Source organism: Streptomyces sp. NPDC021356 (genome assembly GCF_040641015.1).
Lineage (GTDB): Bacteria > Actinomycetota > Actinomycetes > Streptomycetales > Streptomycetaceae > Streptomyces.
Genome location: NZ_JBFACU010000007.1, coordinates 246,354 through 266,784, shown reverse-complemented (window position 1 = coordinate 266,784; position 20,431 = coordinate 246,354). Strand labels below are relative to the sequence as shown.

The following is a 20,431-nucleotide window of genomic DNA, read 5'->3' as shown; positions in this document are numbered from 1 at the left end:
GGAGTACCTCACCAAGAGGGCCGGGCCCGAGCCTACTAAGCTGGGGCCCGGCCCTGTGTACGTACGTACCGCACCGCGCTCGACAAGGAGCACCCCGTGGAGATCTTCTTCGAAACCCTGCTGGTCCTGGTCTGCGTCGGCGTCCTCGCCTTCGCCTACCTGACCGTGAAGAAGCTGTACCAGGGCCAGCGCTGACGACGTCCAGGAGCCGCCGCTCATGATCGAGATCCCGTCCGACCTCCACAAGGACCTGGTCCCCCTCGCCTTCCTGCTCGGCGACTGGGCCGGTGCCGGTGTGCACGACTTCCCCGGGTCCCAGAAGTGCAACTTCGGCCAGGAGGTCACCTTCAGCCACGACGGCCGGGACTTCCTGGAGTACCACTCGCACACCTGGGTGCTGGACAACGACGGCAACAAGGTACGGCCGCTGGAGTCCGAGTCCGGTTTCTGGCGGATCGACGCCGACCGCAAGGTCGAGGTCACGATGGTCCGCGACGACGGCGTCGTCGAGGTCTGGTACGGCGAGCTGGCCGACAAGAAGCCCCAGATCGACCTGGCCACGGACGCCGTGGCCCGCACCGCGGCCTCCGCCCCCTACACCGGCGGCAAGCGGCTGTACGGCTACGTCAAGAGCGACCTGATGTGGGTCGGCGAGAAGCAGACCCCCGAGGTCGAGCTGCGCCCCTACATGTCGGCCCACCTGAAGAAGGTCGTCACCCCCGAGGACGTCGAGCGCTGGGCCAAGGCCCTCCCGGACGACCTGCCGGACGACGGGATCGCCTTCTTCAAGTAGCCCCGAGTCCCCTCGGGCGGCCTAGACTCTCCGGTGTGGTGAGCACCGACTGGAAGAGCGACCTCAGGCAGCGCGGCTACCGGCTGACGCCGCAGCGTCAGCTCGTCCTCGAAGCCGTGGACACCCTGGAGCACGCGACCCCCGACGACATCCTCGGCGAGGTGAGGAAGACGGCGTCGGGGGTCAACATCTCCACCGTCTACCGGACGCTGGAGCTGCTGGAGGAGCTGGGCCTGGTCAGCCACGCCCACCTCGGCCACGGCGCCCCCACCTACCACCTGGCCGACCGCCACCACCACCTGCACCTCGTCTGCCGCGACTGCGACAACGTCATCGAGGCCGACGTCGAGGTGGCCGCCGAGTTCACGGACAAGCTGCGCCGGCAGTTCGGGTTCGACACCGACATGAAGCACTTCGCCATCTTCGGCCGCTGCCAGGACTGTTCCCGGAAGGGGCCGGCGGGCACGTCGTAGGCTTGCCCGTATGAAGAGCCCCCTGCTGTCGCTGCCCGGCGCCGTTGCCGCCGAGGGCGTGGACGAAGGCGTCGCCGCACACTACGGCGACCTGTTCCGTGAGCAGCGCGCGCTCGCGGACGGCGCCGGCTTCGTCGACCTGTCGCACCGAGGCGTCGTCACCGTGTCCGGCGAGGACCGGCTGAGCTGGCTGCACCTGCTGCTCACCCAGCACGTCAGCGACCTGCCGGCCGGCCGGGCCACCGAGGCGCTGATCCTCTCCGCGAACGGTCACATCGAACACGCGCTCTACCTGGTCGACGACGGTGAGACGGTCTGGGCCCACGTGGAGCCGGGCACCCGGGAAGCGCTGATCGCCTACCTGGAGTCGATGAAGTTCTTCTACCGGGTCGAGGTCGCCGACCGCACCGCCGACTTCGCGGTGGTGCACCTGCCGGCGGGTTCGATCGCCGAGGCGCCCGAGGAGGCCGTCGTCCGCGAGACGGCGTACGGCCGTGATCTGTTCCTGCCCCGCGCCGACCTGGAGTCGTACGCGGCGAAGAGCGGGCCGCCCGCCGGGATCCTCGCCCACGAGGCACTGCGCGTCGAGCAGCACCGGCCCCGGCTCGGTTTCGAGACCGACCACCGCACCATCCCGCACGAGCTGGGCTGGATCGGCACGGCCGTGCACCTCCAGAAGGGCTGCTACCGCGGGCAGGAGACCGTGGCCCGGGTGCAGAACCTGGGCAAGCCGCCGCGCCGCCTGGTCTTCCTGCACCTGGACGGCAGCGAGGTGCACCTGCCGGTGCACGGTACGGAGATCCGCCTCGCCGACGAGGGCCCGGACGGCCGCCGGATCGGCGTGATCACCACGTCCGTACGCCACCACGAACTGGGCCCGGTCGCCCTCGCCCTGGTCAAGCGGAACGTACCGCTGGACGCCCGGCTGATGGCGGGGGACACGGCGGCGGCGCAGGAGGTCGTCGTCCAGCCGTGACCCTGCCGGGCGGGGATCGCGCTCAGATCTCCAGCAGGACGGTGAACGGGCCGTCGTTCGTCAGGGACACCCGCATCTGCGCCCCGAACCGGCCCGTGGCCACCGTCGCGCCCAGCGAGCGGAGCCGGGCGACCACCTCGGCCACGAGCGGTTCGGCGACCTCGCCCGGGGCCGCGGCGCTCCAGGTCGGGCGGCGGCCCTTGCGGGCGTCGCCGTAGAGCGTGAACTGGCTGATCACCAGCAGCGGGGCGTCCGTGTCGCTGCACGACCTCTCGTCCTGCAGCATGCGGATCGACCACAGCTTGCGGGCGAGCTGTGCCGCCTTCTCCTTCGTGTCCTCGTGGGTGACCCCGACCAGGACGCACAGCCCCTCGCCCTCGATGGCCCCCACCGTCTCGCCGTCCACGACGACGCTCGCGCCGTCCACTCTCTGCACCACTGCACGCATGCCGACCATGATGCCGGGCGCCGGCCCGACGTCCATATCGTGCTTCTTTATGCTTCGTAACCCCCCATCCGGGGCTGATCGGGGGCACTCGGTCACATACCGGCCACTCCGGGTGGCACGATGCTTCCGTACGCGCCGGTCGAGGGGACGGTTGAGGCGCATGAGCACATCGAGTACCGAGCCGCAGCCGCAGCCCGGGGCGGTTCCGCCCCTCCGGGTGGCGGTCGCGGAGACCATCGCCCACCGGCCGCCGGTGCAGCGCACCGACAGCCCGCCGTTGCCGTCGGGTCCGCAGCCCGCCGCGGACCGGCCCGTGAGCACGGAGGGGGTACCGGTGGTACCTGTGGTGGACCCACTGCTGGCGATGGAGCCGGCGGAGCCCGAGCTGACGCCGCTGAGCCTGCCGGAACTGCGCGCCCTGCGCCGCCGGGCCCAACGGGACGAGGCCGATCTGAGTTACGTACGGCGCCTGCTCCAGGGGCGGATCGACATCCTGCGCGCGGAGCTGACCCGGCGGGGCGGCGGGGCGCGGACGGCATGCGGCGGGGACGATGCCGGGCCCGCGCCCGCCGTGGAGGACGGCGGGGCGTCCGTCGTCGAACGGCTCGCGGAGATCCTCCGGGACGCGCCCGCCCGGCAGCGTTCCTCGGCCCGCCACGTGACCCTGGGCACCCCGCACGGCGAGGAGTACCGGCGGCTGTCCGCGGAGATGCTCGCCGAGGTCGAACTGTCGGACCTCGACGCCCGCACCGACCTCGAACTGGGCGCGGCGATGGGCCGGCTCGTACGGTTCGAGCAGCAGGTGTCCCGTCGCCGCCACCAGCTCCAGCGCACGGCCGACGGCTGCAGCGCGGAAATCGCCCGCCGCTACCGCGACGGCGAGGCCCAGGTGGACGACCTGCTCCTGTGACCCGACGAGAACGACCGGCAGCGGGGCCGGGCAGGAGGCCACCGGGCGGACGGGCGGGTGACCGCAGGCGGCCGGGCGGCCGGGCGGACGGCCCGCGGGCTCGGTGACGAGTCGGCGGTGCGGCCGGCCGCACCTCGGCCGGGTCCGGGAAGAACGAGCGGGCGCCGCCGAGGTGGCCGACGCCCTGCTGCGTACGTCCAGGCGACCGTGGTGCCCGGACCTGTTCTGAACGCTCCTTCCTGCCGGTGACCGTGCCAGGGGTGACGCATCCGTAGCGTCCTGTTCCGTTCCGTGCTGTCTGCTCAGACCGCTCTGTCTGCTCAGACTGTTCTGTTGTGGCTGTGCGGTGGGGACGGTCTTCAGTTGTGGCGGTGCTGCGAGACGTTGTTCTGTTGTGGCTGTGCGGTGTCGCTGACCGTGCTCCTGGCTCCCCTCCGGAGGGAAGCGCGGTCCGGCGTACCCCCTGTGTCACCGTGGAGCCAACCGGCCAAAGGTTCAACCATGTCAGGCAAGTTGGCCACCAACTTCTCTTTTCTTATCTCCACTTGGAAGCGGCTCATAACCACCTTTCCTGGAACTGCCCAAAGATGGCGAGAAGTTGTACCGTTCACGCGTGGACCCGGAACACGCCTTGGCCAATGGGCGGAAGAGGACACAGCGGCCACAGAGGTCACACCGCGAGGTGGCCGACGAACTGCGGCAGCGGATCAGGACCGGCGCGCTGCGCCCGGGTGCGCGCATGCCCACGCAGGCGGTGCTGGCGGCCGAGTTCGGGGTCGAGCGCGGGACCGTGCGGGAGGCGCTGCGCATCCTGCGGTCGGAGCACCTGCTCACGAACGTGACCAAAGGGAGCCCGGCGACCGTCACGGCCCACCCGGAACGGGCCCTCACCGGCCCCGCCGCCCTGCCGCTGCCCACCTTGGCCGCGCTCGCACCCCGGGTCGCCGCCGCCTTCGCCGGCTCCCGCGTGGAGATCGACGCGGTGTGCCTGACCTCCGTCTCGCTGACCCTGGCCCTCGGTGAGCCGCTGCGTCAGATCCACGCCGGGCGCCTGGATCCGGCCAAGGTCGACGTACGGGTGCTGCTGCCCAGCCGGAACATCGAGCTTGCGTTCCCCGCACCGGTGGACCCCTCAGCGCCCGGCCACCGGCTGCGCACCCGCTGGCTGGCCGTGCGCAACGCGCAGGGGCAGGTGCTGCGGCACAACCTGCTCTCGCTGCGCGCCACCCACGGCATCGACGTGCGCGTCACCTTCCGCGCGCTGCCCTTCACCCCGCCGGTCAAGCTCTACCTGCTGAACGGCGAGGAGGCGCTGTTCGCGTACTACACCGTGCGGCGCCGGGAGGAGGAGATCGACCACGAACCGTTCCAGCTCTACGACGCGCAGGGCACCCGTTCGACGCTGTTCTCCTTCGCGCGGGGTGCCGGCCCGCGCGACACGGCGTTCGTCGAGCAGGCCAGGGCGTGGTTCGACGCCCTGTGGGGGACGATCAGTTCGGAGCTGGTGCTCACGAGCTGACCTCCCCTCGGCCGGGCCCCGGCCCGGGTCACAGCGCGGGGCCGGTGACCAGCATCGCGAGGAGCACCGCACCGGCGGAGCTGAGGGCCGGGCTCTTGGCCTTGATGCCGACGGTGAGCAGCAGCAGGCCGACCATGCCCGTCGCGCCGTACTTCCACTGGACGATCTGCTCGAAGCCGACGACGAAGATGGCGGACACAAGGGCGAGTACGGGCACGGCGATTCCCCCTTCGGTCGCCAACTCTTTAAAGTTGGCAGCCAACTTGTTCTTAGTAGTCCCCACTTGGTGAGTGTTCGAAACAGATCTAGAACAACTCCCGCCAGCTGAATCGAAGTTGTACCGTTTGGTCGTGACCCCTGAGAACCTGGCCGTGGACGGCAGCCGGAGGAACTCCCCGCAGGAGATCGCCGACACCTTGCGCGAGCGGATCCGCGCGGGCGAGCTGAAGCCCGGCGACCGCCTGCCCACCCAGGCCGAACTCGCCGAGGAGTTCGGCGTGGAGCGCGGCACCGTGCGCCAGGCCCTGCGGGCACTCCAGGACGACGGCCTGCTCAGCAACGTCAGCAAGGGCAGCCCGCCGAGGATCGCCGACGCCGCCCCCGCCCGGGAGGAGCCGCAGCCGACCATGGTCTCCCTCGCCCCCCGCCTGACGGAGGCGTTCTCGGGCCGCCGGGTGCGCATCGACGTCGTCTGCCACACCGCGGAGACGCTGATGCTGGCCATGGGCGAACCGCTCCGGCTGATCCACGAGGGCCGCATGCGCCCCGAGGCCATCGACGTCCGCGTCCTGGTGCCGTCCAGGGACATCACCCTGGCCTTCCCCGTGGCGGTGGAGGGCCCCGGCGGGGCCGACGTGGTCCACGAGCGCTGGCTGGCCATGCGCAACGCCCAGGGGCAGGTGCTGCGGCACAACCTGCTCTCGCTGCGCGCCACCCACGGCATCGACGTACGCGTCACCTTCCGCGCGCTGCCCTTCACCCCGCCGGTCAAGCTCTACCTGCTGAACGGCGAGGAGGCCCTGATGGGCTACTACACGCTCACCCGGCGCGAGGAGGACTGGGGCGACGAGACCCTGGACATGTACGACGCGCTGGGCTCCAAGTCCCTGCTGTTCTCCTTCGTCCAGCGGGGCGGCCGGCGCGACGCCGCCTTCGTGACGGAATCCCAGAAGTGGTTCGACGCCCTCTGGGAAACCATCACCACGGACCTGACACTCTCCTAATGACCTCTGATACGACGCAGACGGAGATCCGGACGCTGCGGGAACTGGTCTCCCGCGCGCACGTGGTCCTGTGGGACTTCGACGGTCCGATCTGCCGCCTCTTCGCGGGGCACTCCGCGGAGCGGGTGGCGCGCGGCCTGCTGGACTGGCTCGGCCGGCAGGGCCTGCACGGGCTGCTGAGCGAGGACGAGCGGGAACCGCTGGACCCGCACGCCCTGCTGCGCGCGGTCGACCGCCGGCGCCCGCGCAGCGACCTGGTGACGGACCTGGAGGAGCGCCTCACCCAGGAGGAGCTGAAGGCGGCGGCCACCGCGATGCCGACCCCGTACGCCGACCCGCTGATCCGCACCTGGACCGCGGTCGGCGCCCGGCTGGCCGTCACCAGCAACAACTCACCGGCGGTGGTGCGCGCCTACCTCCAGGGCCGCGGCCTGCTGCCCTGCTTCGCCCCGCACCTGTACGGCCGGACCGGCGAACTGGGCCACCTCAAGCCCGACCCGCACTGCCTGCACCGCGCGCTCAGCGCCATGGGGGCGGCCCCCTCGGCCGCCCTGATGATCGGCGACACGCCCACCGACCTGGAGGCGGCCCGGCGGGCGGGCGTGCACTTCCTCGGCTACGCCCGCAACGAGCACAAGGCGCGGCTCCTGGAGACGGCCGGGGCGAAGGCGGTCGTACGCTCCCTGGGGGACCTGCTGGCGGCCCTGCGCCCGGCCTGAGCGCGCCCCGGCGCCGCTCCGGTCCCCCTCAGGCGCGACGCGCGGTGCGGCGTGGGAGGTTCGGGTCACACTCCGTGGCGAGGTGGGGGTAGCGTGTTCCCACTTCCGCACCCTTCGGCGGGGTTCGCCCCCCTCGCAGGGTGCGACCCTTGCGGGGGGATCCAGGCGAAAGAAACGGGCAATGCCGCTCGAACCGGCTTCACGCGAACTGGCTTCAAGCGCCCGGCTGCACGCGGTCGAGGCGAGTGGTGATCCGGGCAGGGTCGAGGGACCCCTCCAGGGGTACCACCACGAGACGTACGTGTTCCCGCTGGCCGGTGAGTCGGGCGCGCTACGTCCCGGACGGTGGAAGTGCCGGGAGCCGCGCAGCGACCTCCTCTGGTTCGACCGCCGCTGCTTCGTCTCGGAGGAGCAGCTGCTGGCGGCCCTGCACGGCCGGATCGGCCGGATCCCGGACCTCGTCCAGGTCGGCGGCATCGGTCTGCAGCGGTTCATCGAGGGCCGCACCCTCGGGGCGCTGTGCGCGTCGGGGAGCGCCGTGCCGGGCGGCCTGTTCCGGCAGATCGTCGGCCTGTTCGGGCAGCTGATCGAGGTGACGCCCGGCATGCTCACCGTCGAGCGTCGCTGCGAGAGCGCGGACCGGCCGGCGGACGGGGACACCGCCGCGTTCCTGGAGCGGCTCGTCCACTTCGCGGAGGAACGGGTCTACGCCCGCAACCTCCCCGACTTCGGGGGGCTCTTCGCCGACCTGCGGATCGACGGCGAGGCGTTCAAGCGGCTGCGCAAGCACCTGAAGGGGCTGCGCGAGCGCCCGTTCTGCCTGCTGCACGCCGATCTGCACCGGGAGAACTTCATCGTCGACGCGGAACGCCGGCTGTGGACCATCGACTGGGAACTGGCCATGTTCGGCGATCCGCTGTACGACCTCGCCACCCACCTCTACCTGATGCGCTACCCGCGCGGGCAGGCGCGCCGGATGACCGAGGCCTGGCGCCGCACGGCGGAGGCCGTCCGCCCGGGCAGCTCCCGGGGCTGGGAGCACGACCTGCCTCTGCTCGTCGATTTCAAGAAGGCGCAGTCGGTCTTCACGGACGTGATCCGCACGGCGCTGTCGCTGGCCGCGGACGCGGGCGCCGGCCCCGATCCCGACTGGCAGCGGCTCGCCGAGCTGGGCGGGAAGCTGCACCGGGTCCTCGTGGCCGCCGCGTTCCCGCTGGCCCTGGAGTCCGTGCCCGCCCCCGCCACCGTCGTGGCCGCCCTCGCCCGCTGGCACCGCGCCCACGGCGCCCGGCAGGGCCGGCCGGCACCCTGACCCGCTCGCGGTCCGGCCGCCGGGCGCGCTGCGTAGGCTCGACCCATGAGCGAGACGGGCAGGACCGGTGGCGTGGGCGGGGCCGATACGGCCGGTGACGGCATGGGGCTGCGGGAGCGCAAGAGGCGGCGCACGTACCAGGCGGTCTCGGACACCGCCGTCCGGCTCTTCCTGGAGAAGGGGTTCGACGCGGTGTCGGTGGCGGAGGTGGCGGCCGCGGCCGAGATCTCCAAGCCGACCCTCTTCCGGTACTTCCCGGCCAAGGAGGACCTGGTCCTGCACCGGATCGCCGACCACGAGGACGAGGCCGCGCGCGTGGCCGCCGCCGCGCCCGCCGCGCCGGTGGATGCCCTGCGCCGGCACTTCCTCGACGGGCTGCGCCGCAACGACCCGGTGACCGGCCTCAACGACCACCCCCAGGTGCTCGCCTTCCACTCGCTGCTCTACGGCACCCCCTCCCTGGTCGCCCGCGCGTACACGCACCTGGAGCGCTCGGAGGCGGCGCTGGCGCGGGCCCTCGGCGGCGGTCTCGACGCGCGGCTGGCCGCCGGGCAGATCATCGCCGTCCAGCGCGTCCTCGCCCAGGACAACTGGCGGCGGATCGCGGCGGGGGAGCCGCTGGAGGACGTACGGCCGGACGCGGTGGCGGCGGCCGAGCGGGCCTTCGCGCGGCTCACGGCCTGCCTGCCGGGACCCGGCGCGACGCCCCCGCCCGCCACTGGGACCACGGAGGCGGCGGGCGCGGGAGAATCTGCGACAGGGTAAATAATATAACTCGGTTACGTCATTCCGCCGGGGACCGGCGCGGCGTCGAGCAGGGGGATCAACCGCTCCTCCTCGTAGGCGAGGTGGGCCTCCAGCTCCCGCGTGAGCCGTACGACCTCCTCGCGCGCCGCGTCGGTGGGCCCGTCACCCGAGACCGCCCGGCGCAGGTTCTCGACGAGGCCGGCGATCCGCTCGTGCTCCTCGCCCAGCCGGTCCAGGACCGCGGCGGATTCGGGGTGGCGCTCGGCGAGGAACGGGAACAGCGCCGTGTCCTCCCCGGTGTGGTGGTTGTGCAGGCCCTGGCAGAAGGTGAGGCAGTTGACCCGCAACTGCGCGCCGAGCGTGCTGCCGCCGCTCGCGGCCATCTCCTGCCGGATCAGCGCGAGTTCGCGGCGGAACGCGTCGTGGACCACCTTGATCGCCTCGCCGGGGGAGGCGGCGCTGACCTGCGGCGGGCCGCCGCGCTCGATCGCGTACAGGGCGACCACGGGAATGATCCGCTCCGTCTTCTCCTGGTAGGCCGCCCAGCCCGGGTCGGCCTCCACCGCCCGCGCGAAGGCCCGGTCGCGTTCCTCGCCGGTCAGCACGACCGCCCGCGCCTCGTACGTGAACGCGCCGCCCTCCACGGTCGCGCGCGGACGGGCGAGCAGGTTGCGGAACCAGTCCGGGTGCCGGGGCGAGCCGCCCGCCGACGCGATGACCAGGACACGGTCGCCGCCGTCGGGGAGGTAGCCCACGGGCGTGGTGTGCGGGGCGCCGGTACGTGCGCCGGTGGTGGTCAGGAGGAGCAGGCGGGCGTTCTCGAAGTACCCGCTGAGACGGCCCCGGTTGGCGCGGAACTCGTCGATGACACGTTGGTTGAAGTCATTGGGCATGCGCTGCTGTGTCTGCTTTCTCTGGGCGTGCTGCCGGCTTCTGGCGCGCGGCGATGTGCTGCGCGGCGGTGCGCTGCGCTGCAATGCGCGCGGTGCGCTGTGATGTGTGTGCTGTGCAGAAGACGCAGAGAAAGCGGCGGGCTCCTCGCCCGCGCGGACCTCACTCGGAGGCCGGGCACCCAACTCGCTCACGGCCCGAGGCCGACCCGGCAGTCATACGGCAGACCGTAGCGGTGCGGCACGGCCCGGGGCAACGGACTTGCGGCCCACTAGGGTCGTTTGCATGGCCGATTCAGAGACCGCCGCCGCGGACTTCAGGGACATCCCCACGACCACGCTCGCCGACCTCCTGGGCCGCGAGCACGTCATGGACATCGGCATCCGGCCGCTGTGGCAGCCGGTGCCGCGCGTGGCCGGGCCCGCCTTCACGGTGCGGTGCCCGCCCGGCGACAACCTCATGCTGCACGCCGCCGTCCACCGGGCCGCGCCCGGCGCGGTGATCGTCGTGGAGTCCGGGGACCTCGAGTACGCGCTCGCCGGCGGCAACGTGTGCGCCGTGGCGCAGCGCCGGGGTGTCGCCGCGTTCGTCGCCGACGGCCTGATCCGCGACCTGGCCGAGGTCCGCGAGCTGGGCTTCCGGTCTTCGCCCGGGGCGTCATCCCGATCCCCGGCGGCAAGTCGGCCCTGCGCCCGCTGAACGAGCGGGTGCTCTGCGGCGGCGTCCGCGTCGACGCGGGTGACGTGGTCGTGGCCGACGAGGAGGGCGTGGTGACGGTCCCGGCCGCGCGCGCCGCCCGGATCCTGGCGGCGGCCCGCGCGCGCCTCGCGAAGGAGGCCGCCCAGACCCTGGACGACTGGGAGACGGCCCACCGCGCCCGCATCGACGCGATCCTGAAGGAGCAGGGCTACGGGGAGCAGGCCCCGGCGCGCTGAGGGCGACCCGGCAGGCGCACTCTTGCAAGCAGTGTGCTTGCAATTGTTAGCGAGGGTGGTGCATGGTGGAGACATGGCATCGCTCAACGTCGGCAATCTCGGTGAGTACCTGCGCGAGCAGCGGCGCAACGCGCAGTTGTCGCTCAGGCAGCTCGCCGATGCCGCCGGGGTGTCCAATCCCTACCTGAGCCAGATCGAGCGCGGGCTGCGCAAGCCGAGCGCGGAGGTCCTGCAGCAGGTCGCCAAGGCGCTGCGGATCTCCGCCGAGACGTTGTACGTGCGGGCCGGCATCCTCGACGCCGAGCGGGACCGGGACGAAGTGGAGACCCGCGCCGTCATCCTGGCCGACCCCACACTCGACGAGCGGCAGAAGCAGGTGCTGCTCCAGGTCTACGAGTCCTTCCGCAAGGAGAACGGGTTCGGGGCCGGCAGAGCCGGCGGCCGGGACGGGACCGGCGGGCCGGCCGGCCGCGCGGACGACGGCGTCGGCGACGCTGCCGACGGCGAAGGCGACGGCACCATACGATCCGCCGCCGCCCCAGCGCGGGACGGCGGCGGCCCCGACCCCGCCGAGCGGCCCACCACCGCGTCCGGCGGCAGCGACACCGCCCCGCGCGAGACGGCCGGCTGACCCCGCGGCCCACCAGGGTCCGGCGGCCGGCGGACGCGGCGCACACCACCACCCTCAGCCGAAAGCGATCCGGGAGGATCATCACCATGGCCATCGCCGACGACCTGCGCAAGACCCTCAGCGACCCCACCCCGCTCTACTTCGCCGCCGGCACCGCGGACCTGGCCCTGCGTCAGGCCAGGAAGGTGCCCGCCCTGGTGGAGCAGCTGGCCGCCGAGGCCCCGGCCCGTATCGACGCCGTGCGCAACACCGACCCCAAGGCCGTCCAGGAGCGGGCCGCGGCCCGCGCGAAGGAGGCAGGCGCCCGCGTCAAGGAGACGCAGGCGACCGTCCAGTCCAGGGTCACCGAGTTCCTGAACTCCCTGGACTCCGACCTCAAGAAGCTCAGCACGAACTTCGACGCCGACCTGAAGAAGCTCGGCGAGAACGCCCAGGACCTCGCCCTGCGCGGGGTCGGGGTCGCCGCCGAGTACGCCGTCAAGGCCCGTGAGACCTACGAGAAGGTCGCCGAGCACGGCGAGCAGGCCGTGCGGACCTGGCGCGGCCAGGCCGCCGAGGGCATCGAGGACATCGCCGAGGACGTCGAGGAGCTCGCCGTCGCCGTCGAGCCCAAGGCCCCGCGCAAGCCGCAGCCCAGGACCGAGCCGGTCGTCGTGAAGGAGGAGAAGCCCGCCGGGGTCAAGGCCGTGCCCACGGCGAAGGAGACCCCCGCGAAGAAGGCGCCCGCGAAGAAGGCCCCGGCCGCGCGCCGGACCACGCCCTCCACCACGACCTCCACCCCCACCGCCAACGCCAGGAAGACCACGCCGCCCGCGAAGTAGGGCGGGGGAGACGAGCGGCCGGGCACCCTTGGGGTGCCCGGCCCGTTCTACGGGTACGGTGGCGGCGTAGGAGTCGGCGAGAACGGGCGGTGGACGACATGCTGATGCTGGGCTTCGCGGGGTTCCTGGGGATCCTGAAGATCCTCCTCATGGTCCTGGCAGCGTTCGGGCTGTGCGACGCCGCGATCCGGCGCGAGGACGCGTTCCGCGCGGCCGACAAGCAGAACAAGGTGTTCTGGCTGATCATCCTCGGCCTGGCGCTCGTGGTGAGCTACCTGTTCTCGATCCTGTCGTTCCTGCCGATCATCGGCGTCATCGCGAGCATCGTCTACATCGTGGACGTACGCCCCGCGCTCAAGCAGGTCTCCGGCGGCAGCGGCTGGGGCCGCCGCCGCGGCGGCAGCAGCAGCGACGGCCCGTACGGACCGTACAACGGCGGCCGGTAGACGACCGGCGGGCGCGACCGGCGGGCGCCCCACCGGCGACGCCGTGACCGGCACCGGGAGGCAGGCTCCTACGGCTCCCGGTCCAGCAGGACCACGGCCACGTCGTCGGTGAGTTCGCCGCCGTTGAGTGCGCGGACCTCGTTGACCGCCTCCCGCAGCAGGTCCTCGCCGCGCAGGCCCTGGCCCAGCTGCCGGCGGACCATCTCCAGCATGCCGTCCTGGCCGAGCCGCTCGCCGTCCTGGCCGATGCGGCCCTCGATCAGGCCGTCGGTGTAGAGCATCAGGCTCCACTCGGCGCCCAGCTCCACCTGCGTCCGGGGCCAGCGGGCTCCCGGCAGCAGCCCGAGCGCCGGCCCGTTGTTGTCGTACGGCAGCAGCCTGGCGGGCAGGCCGGGTGCGATGACCAGCGGCGAGGGGTGGCCGGCCAGGCACAGGCCCGCGCGGCGCCCGTCCGGTGCGATGTCCACCGTGCACAGCGTCGCGAAGATCTCGTCGTCGGCCCGCTCGTGCTCCAGCACCTGCTGGAGCGTGTTCAGCAGCTCGTCGCCGCACAGCCCGGCCAGCGTCAGCGCCCGCCAGGCGATGCGCAGCTCCACGCCGAGCGCCGCCTCGTCGGGGCCGTGCCCGCAGACGTCGCCGATCATGGCGTGCACGGTGCCGTCGGGGGTGCGCACGGCATCGTAGAAGTCGCCGCCGAGCAGGGCGCGCGAGCGGCCGGGCCGGTAGCGGGCGGCGAAGCGCAGCGTCGAACCGTCCAGCAGGGGCGTCGGCAGCAGGCCGCGCTCCAGGCGGCGGTTCTCCTGCGCGCGCAGCCGGCCCTCGGCGAGCCGCCGCTCGGCCGTGTCGGAGCGCTTGCGCTCCACCGCGTACCGGATCGCGCGGCTCAGCAGAGGCCCGTCCAGCTCGTCGCGGAGCAGGTAGTCCTGGGCGCCGACCCGCACGGCCTGGGCGCCGCGCTCGGCGTCGCCGGACGCGGTGAGCGCGAGCACGGCGTGCCGGGGCGCGAGCTCCAGCACGTGCTTGAGCACGGCCAGCTCGTCGTCGTCCCCGCCGCCCGCGCCGGTTCCCGCGCCGGACCGGCCGGGGGCCGGCAGCGCGAGGTCCAGCAGGATGCAGTGGACGTCGTCGGTGAGCAGCCGCCCGGCCTCGGTCAGGTTGCGGGCGGTGCGGACGCGGATCGGCTTGCCGGACGCGTCGAGCAGCTCGGGCACGATCGGTGAGCCGCCGGGATCGTCCTCGATCAGCAGCAGCGTGAGGTTCGTGCCGTGGGCGTGGTGGCCGGCGGTGCGGTTGTCCTTCTCGACCGTGGTTTCCTTCGCGTTTTCCTTCGTGGCTTCGCCGTGCGGGGCCTGTGCTGCGGAGGGGCCGCCGCCGTGGGGCGCGGTCTGGACCGGGCCGTTCTCCAGGGCCGGGATCTCTCGCTGCCGCGGTACGGGCACGGGCATCGTTTCGGGTTCCTTCCCTCCCCCCGAGGGCATGGCGGGACGAGGGACCTCGTTCCACCGACGGGGACCATAGCGGTAGTCGGCGCCGCGGGGGAATGGTGTGAGACGCGTCGCTCACGCTTCGGCCGTTGTCATATGCCGCGATCCGTAACGGAGTTGGGCAGCGCGCCCCGCGGACCCGGATGACGAAGGTCACGTCGGACCAGGTTTGGGACCGACTGGGCGTGCGCTGGATCACATGGCCCAGGTCACCGGGGGTGGAGCGGGGCGGAAGGAGAGGACCCGGTCCTCCGTGCGGCGCCCGTGGCCACGGGCGGGGCGGGGTGGCCGGTCCTCCGTGCGGCGCCCGGGCCGGGGACGGCCGCCCTGCGCGCCCCTCAGTCCGCGTCGGGGCGTACGACGCCCAGGATGGGCATCGTGCCCGCGCCCGCCAGGGTCACCGTGCGGCCGGGGCGCGGGGCGTGCACGATCCTGCCGTCGCCGACGTACATCGCGACATGGCTGGCGTCCCCGAAGTAGATGATCAGGTCGCCGGGACGCATGTCCTTCACGGACACGTGCTTGAGCTGCTTCCACTGCTCCTGCGAGGTCCGGGGCACCGGGTGGCCGGCGGCCGCCCAGGCCTGCGAGGTGAGCCCGGAGCAGTCGTACGTCTTCGGGCCCTCCGCGCCCCATTCGTACGGCTTGCCGATCTGGGCCGTGGCGTACGCCACGGCCTTCTTGTCCGCCTCGGTCGCGCTGCCGCCGATCTCCTTGAGGATGCCGGTGTCCAGCCAGGCCGCCTGCGCCTGCTGCGCGGCCTGCCGCTCCAGCTGCGCCAGCCGCTCCCGCTGCCGCTTCTCCAGCCTGGCCTGAAGCTGTTCCGCCTCCTTGATCCGCTGCTGGATACGCTTCTGCGCCGTGGCCTTGGCCTTGCGGTTGGCCTCCAGCTCCTGGAGGCGGTCGGCGGCGTCGGAGGCGTACTGCTGGAGGTCCTGCTGGGCGTGGGTCATGTCCTGGAGCAGGCCGCTGGTCGCCCGCTCGCCCTCCAGTACCCGCCCCGCCCCGTCGAGGAACTGCTGCGGGTCGTTGCTGAGCAGCAGCTGGGCCTGGGGCGGCAGGCCGCCCGTGCGGTACTGGGCGCGGGCCGCGGCGCCGGCGCGGTCCTTCAGGTCGTCCAGCTTCCGCTGCTGCTCGACGATCTTCTGGGACAGGCCGACGACCTCGGCGGACTGCTGCTGGGCCTTCTCCTCGGCGGCGTTGTACGCGTCCGTGGCGACGGCGGCGTCGTGGTAGAGCTGGTCCAGCTTGGTGCGGACGGCCTCCAGGTCCTTGTCCGGCGGGGCCGTGACGGAGGACGCGGAGGGCGAGGGAGAGGAGGAGGACGAAGGAGTCGGGGAAGAGGAGGGGAGGGTGAGGGATGTCGTGGCGGGCTGTGTCGGCGCGCGGTCGGGTCCCGCGCTCGCGAACGCCGTGCCGGACGCCCCCAGCACGGTGACCGCGCAGACCACGGTCACGGCCACCGCGAGCACACTGCGCCTGCCCCGCCCCATATCCCAGCCCCCAAGCTGATTTACCGTCAGTAACATGTCCCGTCCGGGGGATACTGCCACGACTGCGCCCGGAACGACAGGGGCCGGCACCCGATGTCCCACCCGTACCGGTCTCCCGCCTGTGTGACGTACGGCTCGCGGAGATCGTTCCCGCCCTCCGCTCCCGTCAGCGGCGCGGCGCCAACGCCTCCCACGCCACCGTCACTTCGCCCTGCCGCCAGCGCGCCGGACCGTCCGTCAGCGGCCAGTCGGCCGCCAGGTCGCGCACCGCGCGGATCCAGCGCTGCCGGGCCCCGTAGGAGGCGTAGGGCGCGGCGGCGGCCCAGGCGCGGTCGAAGTCGCGCAGGAAGGCGTGCACCGGCTCGCCCGGCACGTTGCGGTGGATGAGCGCCTTGGGGAGGCGTTCGGCGAGGTCCGAGGGGCGGTGCAGGGAGCCGAGCCGGGTGGCGAAGGTGACGGTCCGGGGCCCCTCCGGGCCGAGCGCCACCCACACGTGCCGACGGCCGATCTCGTCGCAGGTGCCCTCCACGAGCAGCCCCCCGCGCGTGTGCCCGTCCGCGGGGGCGAGCCGCGCGCACAGCCGCTCCCAGACGGCGGCGACCTCGGCCTCGTCGTACTGCCGCAGCACGTTCGCCGCGCGGATGAGCAGCGGGCGCTGCGCCACGGGCACCTCGAAGCCGCCGTGCCGGAAGACGAGGCCCTCGCGCTCGTAGGGGTGCGCGGCGGCGACCCGGGCCGGTTCGATCTCGACGCCGACCACGCGCGCGCGGGGAGCCGCGGTGCGCAGCCGCTGGAGCAGTTCGACGGCCGTCCAGGGCGCGGCCCCGTAGCCCAGGTCGACGGCCACCGGATCGGCGGCGCGCCGCAGCTCGCGGCCGTGCACGGCCGCGATCCAGCGGTCCATGCGGCGCAGCCGGTTGGGGTTGGTCGTCCCGCGCGTCACCGTTCCCACCACGGGGCTCTTCCCGCTCGACCGGGACCGGGAGCGGGGGAGGGTCGCTGCGCGGGATGTCATGGATACGAGGGTATGGGGGCACCCGGTTCCGGACGCACACCGCGTGCCACCGGGCGGGGCAGGGCGGGAGCGGGGCAGGGTGCCCACGCGGCACGCGCTCCGCCATCGAACGGTTGAGCGAGATCAGGTAATGATTGAGCAAAGAGCCCGGCGGCGGAAATGGCGGGGCCCCTTGTGGCGTTGCCCTCTGAAGGGCGCGCCGCGCCCCGGGTACGGCATGCCCGCAGCAAGGAGGAACGCCACGTGAGCCAGTACGTCGGCAGGCTCGGGCGCCGCTCTTCGCAGGCTCCCGCGCGGCTGCGGCTCTCCCGCAGGCCCCGGCGCGTCGCCATGCTCTCCGTGCACACCTCACCGCTCCACCAGCCCGGCACCGGCGACGCGGGCGGCATGAACGTCTACATCGTCGAGCTGGCCCAGCGCCTGGCCGACCAGGGCATCGAGGTGGAGATCTTCACCCGGGCCACGGCCGGCGGCCTGCCGCCCCGCGTCGACCTCGCGCCCGGCGTCCTCGTCCGCCACGTCGACGCCGGCCCGTACGAGGGCCTGGCCAAGGAGGAACTCCCGGCCCAGCTGTGCGCCTTCACGCACGGCGTGATGCAGGCCTGGGCCGGCCACCGCCCCGGCTACTACGACCTCGTGCACTCGCACTACTGGCTCTCCGGGCACGTCGGCTGGCTCGCCGCCCAGCGCTGGGGCGTGCCCCTGGTGCACGCCATGCACACCATGGCCAAGGTCAAGAACGCCAACCTGGCCGCGGGCGACACGCCCGAACCCGCCGCCCGCGTCATCGGCGAGACGCAGATCGTCGCGGCCTCCGACCGGCTGATCGCCAACACGGACGACGAGGCCGAGGAACTGGTACGGCACTACACGGCCGACCCGGCCAGGGTCGCCGTGGTCCACCCCGGCGTGAACCTCGACCGCTTCCGCCCCGGCGACGGCCGCGCCGCGGCCCGCGCCCGCCTCGGGCTCCCGCAGGACGCCCTGATCCCGCTCTTCGCCGGGCGCATCCAGCCCCTCAAGGCCCCCGACGTGCTGCTCAGGGCCGTGGGCGTCCTGCTCGGCGAGCGACCCGACCTGCGCTCCCGCATCGTCGTCCCGATAGTCGGCGGCCCCAGCGGCAGCGGCCTCGCCAAGCCCGAGGGCCTGCAGAAACTGGCCGCGCGGCTGGGCATCGCGGACGTCGTACGGTTCCGCCCGCCCGTCGGGCAGGAGCAGCTCGCCGACTGGTTCCGGGCCGCCTCCGTACTGGTCATGCCCTCCTACAGCGAGTCCTTCGGTCTGGTCGCGATAGAGGCCCAGGCGGCCGGCACGCCGGTCCTCGCGGCGGCCGTCGGCGGCCTGCCGGTGGCCGTCCGCGACGGTGAGACCGGGTTCCTCGTGAACGGCCACGACCCGGCGGCCTACGCGCGCGTGCTGGGCGACTTCGCCGACCACCCCCACCTCGCCGACCGGATGGGCGCCGCCGCGGCTCGCCACGCGCGCTCCTTCGGCTGGGACGCCTCGGCGGCGGCGACCGCCGAGGTGTACACGGCGGCGCTGCAGTCCCACCGCCGTCGCGTACGCTCCCACCACGGGTGACGTACGCTCCCACCATGGGTGACACAGACAGGGCAGGGCAGGCCCGGCAGGTCCTCGAAGCCGTCTTCGAGGACGCCGAGCTGGAGTGGGAGAGCCCCGAGCCCGGCACCTACGTCGTCAAGCTCCCCGGCACCCGCAAGCTCTCCACCACGGTCTCCTTCCTGGTGGGCCGTCACTCCCTCTCCCTGAACGCCTTCGTCGTCCGTCACCCCGACGAGAACGAGGCGGGCGTCCACCGCTGGCTCCTGGAACGCAACCTCAAGATGTACGGCGTGAGTTACGCCGTCGACCGCCTCGGCGACGTCTACGCCACCGCCCGCCTCTCCCTCGCCTCCGTCACCGCCGACGAGATCGACCGCCTGCTCGGCCAGGTCCTGGAGGCGGCCGACGGCGCCTTCAACACCCTCCTGGAGCTGGGCTTCGCCTCCGCGATCCGCAAGGAGTACGCGTGGCGGGTGTCGCGCGGCGAGTCGACGCGGAACCTGGAAGCGTTCACGCACCTGATCCAGCGCCCGGCGGACTGAACGGGCCGGCCCGGCGAGGCTCAGCGCGCGCCGCGGCCCCGGAAGCGCCCCGGGGTGACCCCCACCAGCTTCTTGAAGTGCCGGGTGAGGTGCGCCTGGTCGCAGAACCCGGTCTCCGACGCCACCTCGCCCGGTGGCAGCCCGTCCAGCAGCAGCCGGCGCGCCCGGCCGACCCGGCGTGACATCAGGTACTGGTGCGGGGCGATGCCGTACGCCCCGCTGAACGCCCGTACGAGGTGCGCGGGGTGGGCGTGCAGCAGCCGCGCGGCCTCCTCCAGCGGGACCCCGTCCACCACCCGCGCGTCGAGCAGGTCCCGCAGCCGCCGGGCGAGCACCGGGTCCCGCCGTGGCGGCTCCGGGTCCGCCACCCGGTGCCGCAGATGATCCCGCAGCCGCTCCCCGACCAGCGCCAGCCTGCTCTCGGCCTCCAGTTCGTCACCGCGGCGGCCGAGCGCGGAGTGCAGCTGGCCGACGCGCCGCCGCAGCACCGGGTCACGCAGGTCCGGCCCGTCCACGGCCGCCCCGATCAGTTCCTCGCCCAGCCGGCTGCTGTCGAGGTACACCACCCGCTTGCGGAAGCCGCCGGGGAGCGCCGGGGAACCGTTGTGCGGCACGTGCGGCGGCAGCAGGGACACCGTGTCGTGCGGGGTGCCGTGCTCGTGCCGGTCCAGGTCGTACCGTACGGCGCCGTCGTCGACGATCAGCAGCGTCCAGGCCTCGTGGACGTGCATCGGGTACGCGTACTCGGTGAAGTGGGCGTGGAAGACCTCCACGACGCCCGGGACACGAGGGCGCCACGCGGAGACTTCGGCCTGCCCGGCCTGTTCGGCGGCCACGCAAAGAACGTACAAGACCCGGTGCCCGCGTGCCCGGCAGTCTCACTCCATGAACTCTGAGCCGAACTCCGGACCGAACTCCGGACCGAACTCCGGGCCGAACTCCAGGCCCACCTCCCAGCCGGAGCCGAACGCACCGATCCGCTTCGACACCAAGATCGCCGTCCTGCTGCGCGAGGACCTGGAGACCTGGCAGCGCCTGAACGTGACCGCCTTCCTGGTCAGCGGCCTCGGCACGACCGTCCCGGAAGTGGTCGGGGAGCCGTACGAGGACGCCGACGACGTGTCCTACCTGCCGATGTTCCGTCAGCCGGTGCTGGTCTTCGAGGGCACGAAGGAGACGCTGACGGCGGCCCACGCCAAGGCCCTGTCCCGGGCCCTGCCGCGCGCGGTGTTCACCTCGGACCTGTTCACCACGGGCAACGACCGCGACAACCGCGCGGCGGTCCGGGCGGTGGGGACCGCCGGCCTGGACCTGGTGGGACTCGCGGTGTACGGCCCGCGGAACGCGGTGGACAAGGTACTGAAGGGCACGCGGATGCATCCGTGAGGCGGGCGCGGAACGGCGGGGCGAGGCGACCCCGAGGCCCCGCTCCGGACGTCGGGCCGCACTGACCTCGGAGGCCCGCTCGGGGCGTCAGGCGGCACTGACCT

General features: G+C 73.0%; 22 protein-coding genes and 2 pseudogenes. 17 read left to right on the top strand and 7 right to left on the bottom strand.

All coding sequences use genetic code 11. From position 1 onward, the window contains the following. Nucleotides 1-217: 217 nt before the first annotated feature. Genes AB0G56_RS12080 through AB0G56_RS12070 form a run of 3 tightly spaced genes read left to right on the top strand, consistent with a single transcriptional unit; the run spans nucleotide 218 to nucleotide 2,242 of the window. Nucleotides 218-793: an FABP family protein gene (locus AB0G56_RS12080; protein ID WP_360967472.1), complete on the top strand. Its 576-nt coding sequence runs from the start codon at nucleotides 218-220 to the stop codon at nucleotides 791-793. Nucleotides 794-828: 35 nt separating this feature from the next. After that, nucleotides 829-1,266, top strand: a complete 438-nt coding sequence (locus AB0G56_RS12075; RefSeq protein ID WP_360967469.1) for a Fur family transcriptional regulator — start codon at nucleotides 829-831, stop codon at nucleotides 1,264-1,266. Between the two features lie 10 nt (nucleotides 1,267-1,276). After that, nucleotides 1,277-2,242, top strand: a complete 966-nt coding sequence (locus AB0G56_RS12070; protein WP_360967466.1) for a folate-binding protein — start codon at nucleotides 1,277-1,279, stop codon at nucleotides 2,240-2,242. A gap of 22 nt (nucleotides 2,243-2,264) precedes the next feature. Here AB0G56_RS12070 and dtd read toward each other — a convergent pair whose 3' ends face one another. Continuing rightward, nucleotides 2,265-2,690 (bottom strand): D-aminoacyl-tRNA deacylase, encoded by a 426-nt coding sequence (gene dtd, locus AB0G56_RS12065; protein WP_360967676.1) that lies wholly within the window; start codon nucleotides 2,688-2,690, stop codon nucleotides 2,265-2,267. Nucleotides 2,691-2,850: 160 nt separating this feature from the next. On the opposite strand from dtd, the gene AB0G56_RS12060 reads away from it, so the two are divergent. The 3 genes and pseudogenes from AB0G56_RS12060 (at nucleotide 2,851) to AB0G56_RS12050 (ending at nucleotide 5,119) form a co-directional block, all read left to right on the top strand. Continuing rightward, the gene (locus AB0G56_RS12060; RefSeq protein ID WP_360967463.1) at nucleotides 2,851-3,600 is read left to right on the top strand and encodes a hypothetical protein; all 750 of its coding nucleotides are present in this window, start codon (nucleotides 2,851-2,853) and stop codon (nucleotides 3,598-3,600) included. A 99-nt stretch (nucleotides 3,601-3,699) separates the two neighbouring features. Next, a pseudogene (locus AB0G56_RS12055) lies at nucleotides 3,700-3,829 on the top strand (GNAT family N-acetyltransferase); the annotation flags it as partial. 369 nt (nucleotides 3,830-4,198) lie between these two features. Then, nucleotides 4,199-5,119: a GntR family transcriptional regulator gene (locus AB0G56_RS12050; RefSeq protein ID WP_360967460.1), complete on the top strand. Its 921-nt coding sequence runs from the start codon at nucleotides 4,199-4,201 to the stop codon at nucleotides 5,117-5,119. Nucleotides 5,120-5,147: 28 nt separating this feature from the next. Here the strand turns inward: AB0G56_RS12050 and AB0G56_RS12045 are convergent, their stop codons facing one another. Then, nucleotides 5,148-5,336 carry a hypothetical protein gene (locus tag AB0G56_RS12045; RefSeq protein ID WP_360967673.1) on the bottom strand — a complete coding sequence of 63 codons (189 nt, stop codon included), beginning with the start codon at nucleotides 5,334-5,336 and terminating at the stop codon, nucleotides 5,148-5,150. A 127-nt stretch (nucleotides 5,337-5,463) separates the two neighbouring features. On the opposite strand from AB0G56_RS12045, the gene AB0G56_RS12040 reads away from it, so the two are divergent. From AB0G56_RS12040 to AB0G56_RS12025, 4 genes are all read left to right on the top strand, one after another. Then, nucleotides 5,464-6,342 (top strand): GntR family transcriptional regulator, encoded by an 879-nt coding sequence (locus AB0G56_RS12040; RefSeq protein WP_360967458.1) that lies wholly within the window; start codon nucleotides 5,464-5,466, stop codon nucleotides 6,340-6,342. After that, a complete protein-coding gene (locus AB0G56_RS12035; protein WP_360967455.1) occupies nucleotides 6,342-7,061 on the top strand; it encodes an HAD-IA family hydrolase in 720 nt (239 codons plus the stop codon). The genes AB0G56_RS12040 and AB0G56_RS12035 overlap by 1 nt, the downstream gene beginning before the upstream one ends. A gap of 181 nt (nucleotides 7,062-7,242) precedes the next feature. Further along, the gene (locus tag AB0G56_RS12030) at nucleotides 7,243-8,373 is read left to right on the top strand and encodes a phosphotransferase (RefSeq protein ID WP_360967453.1); all 1,131 of its coding nucleotides are present in this window, start codon (nucleotides 7,243-7,245) and stop codon (nucleotides 8,371-8,373) included. A gap of 45 nt (nucleotides 8,374-8,418) precedes the next feature. Next, the gene (locus AB0G56_RS12025) at nucleotides 8,419-9,138 is read left to right on the top strand and encodes a TetR/AcrR family transcriptional regulator (protein ID WP_360967450.1); all 720 of its coding nucleotides are present in this window, start codon (nucleotides 8,419-8,421) and stop codon (nucleotides 9,136-9,138) included. 14 nt (nucleotides 9,139-9,152) lie between these two features. On the opposite strand, the gene AB0G56_RS12020 is transcribed toward AB0G56_RS12025, so the two are convergent. After that, on the bottom strand, nucleotides 9,153-10,013 hold the full coding sequence (locus AB0G56_RS12020; protein WP_360967447.1) for a nitroreductase/quinone reductase family protein: 861 nt from the start codon (nucleotides 10,011-10,013) through the stop codon (nucleotides 9,153-9,155). A 283-nt stretch (nucleotides 10,014-10,296) separates the two neighbouring features. On the opposite strand from AB0G56_RS12020, the pseudogene AB0G56_RS12015 reads away from it, so the two are divergent. The 4 genes and pseudogenes from AB0G56_RS12015 to AB0G56_RS12000 all read left to right on the top strand — a co-directional run bounded on the left by AB0G56_RS12015 (nucleotide 10,297) and on the right by AB0G56_RS12000 (nucleotide 12,844). Beyond that, nucleotides 10,297-10,946 (top strand): annotated as a pseudogene (locus tag AB0G56_RS12015) (RraA family protein). A 73-nt stretch (nucleotides 10,947-11,019) separates the two neighbouring features. Beyond that, on the top strand, nucleotides 11,020-11,577 hold the full coding sequence (locus AB0G56_RS12010; RefSeq protein WP_360967444.1) for a helix-turn-helix transcriptional regulator: 558 nt from the start codon (nucleotides 11,020-11,022) through the stop codon (nucleotides 11,575-11,577). An 86-nt stretch (nucleotides 11,578-11,663) separates the two neighbouring features. Next, nucleotides 11,664-12,398: a hypothetical protein gene (locus AB0G56_RS12005; RefSeq protein WP_360967441.1), complete on the top strand. Its 735-nt coding sequence runs from the start codon at nucleotides 11,664-11,666 to the stop codon at nucleotides 12,396-12,398. 98 nt (nucleotides 12,399-12,496) lie between these two features. Then, nucleotides 12,497-12,844: a DUF2516 family protein gene (locus AB0G56_RS12000; protein ID WP_360967670.1), complete on the top strand. Its 348-nt coding sequence runs from the start codon at nucleotides 12,497-12,499 to the stop codon at nucleotides 12,842-12,844. A 68-nt stretch (nucleotides 12,845-12,912) separates the two neighbouring features. Here the strand turns inward: AB0G56_RS12000 and AB0G56_RS11995 are convergent, their stop codons facing one another. From AB0G56_RS11995 to AB0G56_RS11985, 3 genes are all read right to left on the bottom strand, one after another. Then, complete coding sequence (locus AB0G56_RS11995) at nucleotides 12,913-14,289, bottom strand: SpoIIE family protein phosphatase (protein WP_360967438.1); 1,377 nt, start codon at nucleotides 14,287-14,289, stop codon at nucleotides 12,913-12,915. A gap of 377 nt (nucleotides 14,290-14,666) precedes the next feature. Beyond that, nucleotides 14,667-15,821, bottom strand: coding sequence for an NlpC/P60 family protein (locus AB0G56_RS11990; RefSeq protein WP_360967436.1), 1,155 nt, complete (start codon nucleotides 15,819-15,821; stop codon nucleotides 14,667-14,669). Nucleotides 15,822-15,987: 166 nt separating this feature from the next. Continuing rightward, complete coding sequence (locus AB0G56_RS11985) at nucleotides 15,988-16,773, bottom strand: class I SAM-dependent methyltransferase (RefSeq protein WP_360967668.1); 786 nt, start codon at nucleotides 16,771-16,773, stop codon at nucleotides 15,988-15,990. Between the two features lie 306 nt (nucleotides 16,774-17,079). Here AB0G56_RS11985 and mshA point away from each other — a divergent pair, with 306 nt between their 5' ends. After that, on the top strand, nucleotides 17,080-18,417 hold the full coding sequence (gene mshA / locus AB0G56_RS11980; protein WP_360967433.1) for a D-inositol-3-phosphate glycosyltransferase: 1,338 nt from the start codon (nucleotides 17,080-17,082) through the stop codon (nucleotides 18,415-18,417). Between the two features lie 14 nt (nucleotides 18,418-18,431). Beyond that, entirely contained in the window at nucleotides 18,432-18,941 is a 510-nt protein-coding gene (locus AB0G56_RS11975) for a YbjN domain-containing protein (RefSeq protein WP_360967430.1), read from the top strand. 20 nt (nucleotides 18,942-18,961) lie between these two features. Here AB0G56_RS11975 and AB0G56_RS11970 read toward each other — a convergent pair whose 3' ends face one another. Next, nucleotides 18,962-19,777: an AraC family transcriptional regulator gene (locus AB0G56_RS11970; protein ID WP_360967427.1), complete on the bottom strand. Its 816-nt coding sequence runs from the start codon at nucleotides 19,775-19,777 to the stop codon at nucleotides 18,962-18,964. Between the two features lie 49 nt (nucleotides 19,778-19,826). Between AB0G56_RS11970 and AB0G56_RS11965 the strand changes: the two genes are divergently transcribed. After that, nucleotides 19,827-20,327 carry a DUF2000 domain-containing protein gene (locus tag AB0G56_RS11965; RefSeq protein ID WP_360967424.1) on the top strand — a complete coding sequence of 167 codons (501 nt, stop codon included), beginning with the start codon at nucleotides 19,827-19,829 and terminating at the stop codon, nucleotides 20,325-20,327. The last annotated feature ends 104 nt before the right edge of the window (nucleotides 20,328-20,431 follow it).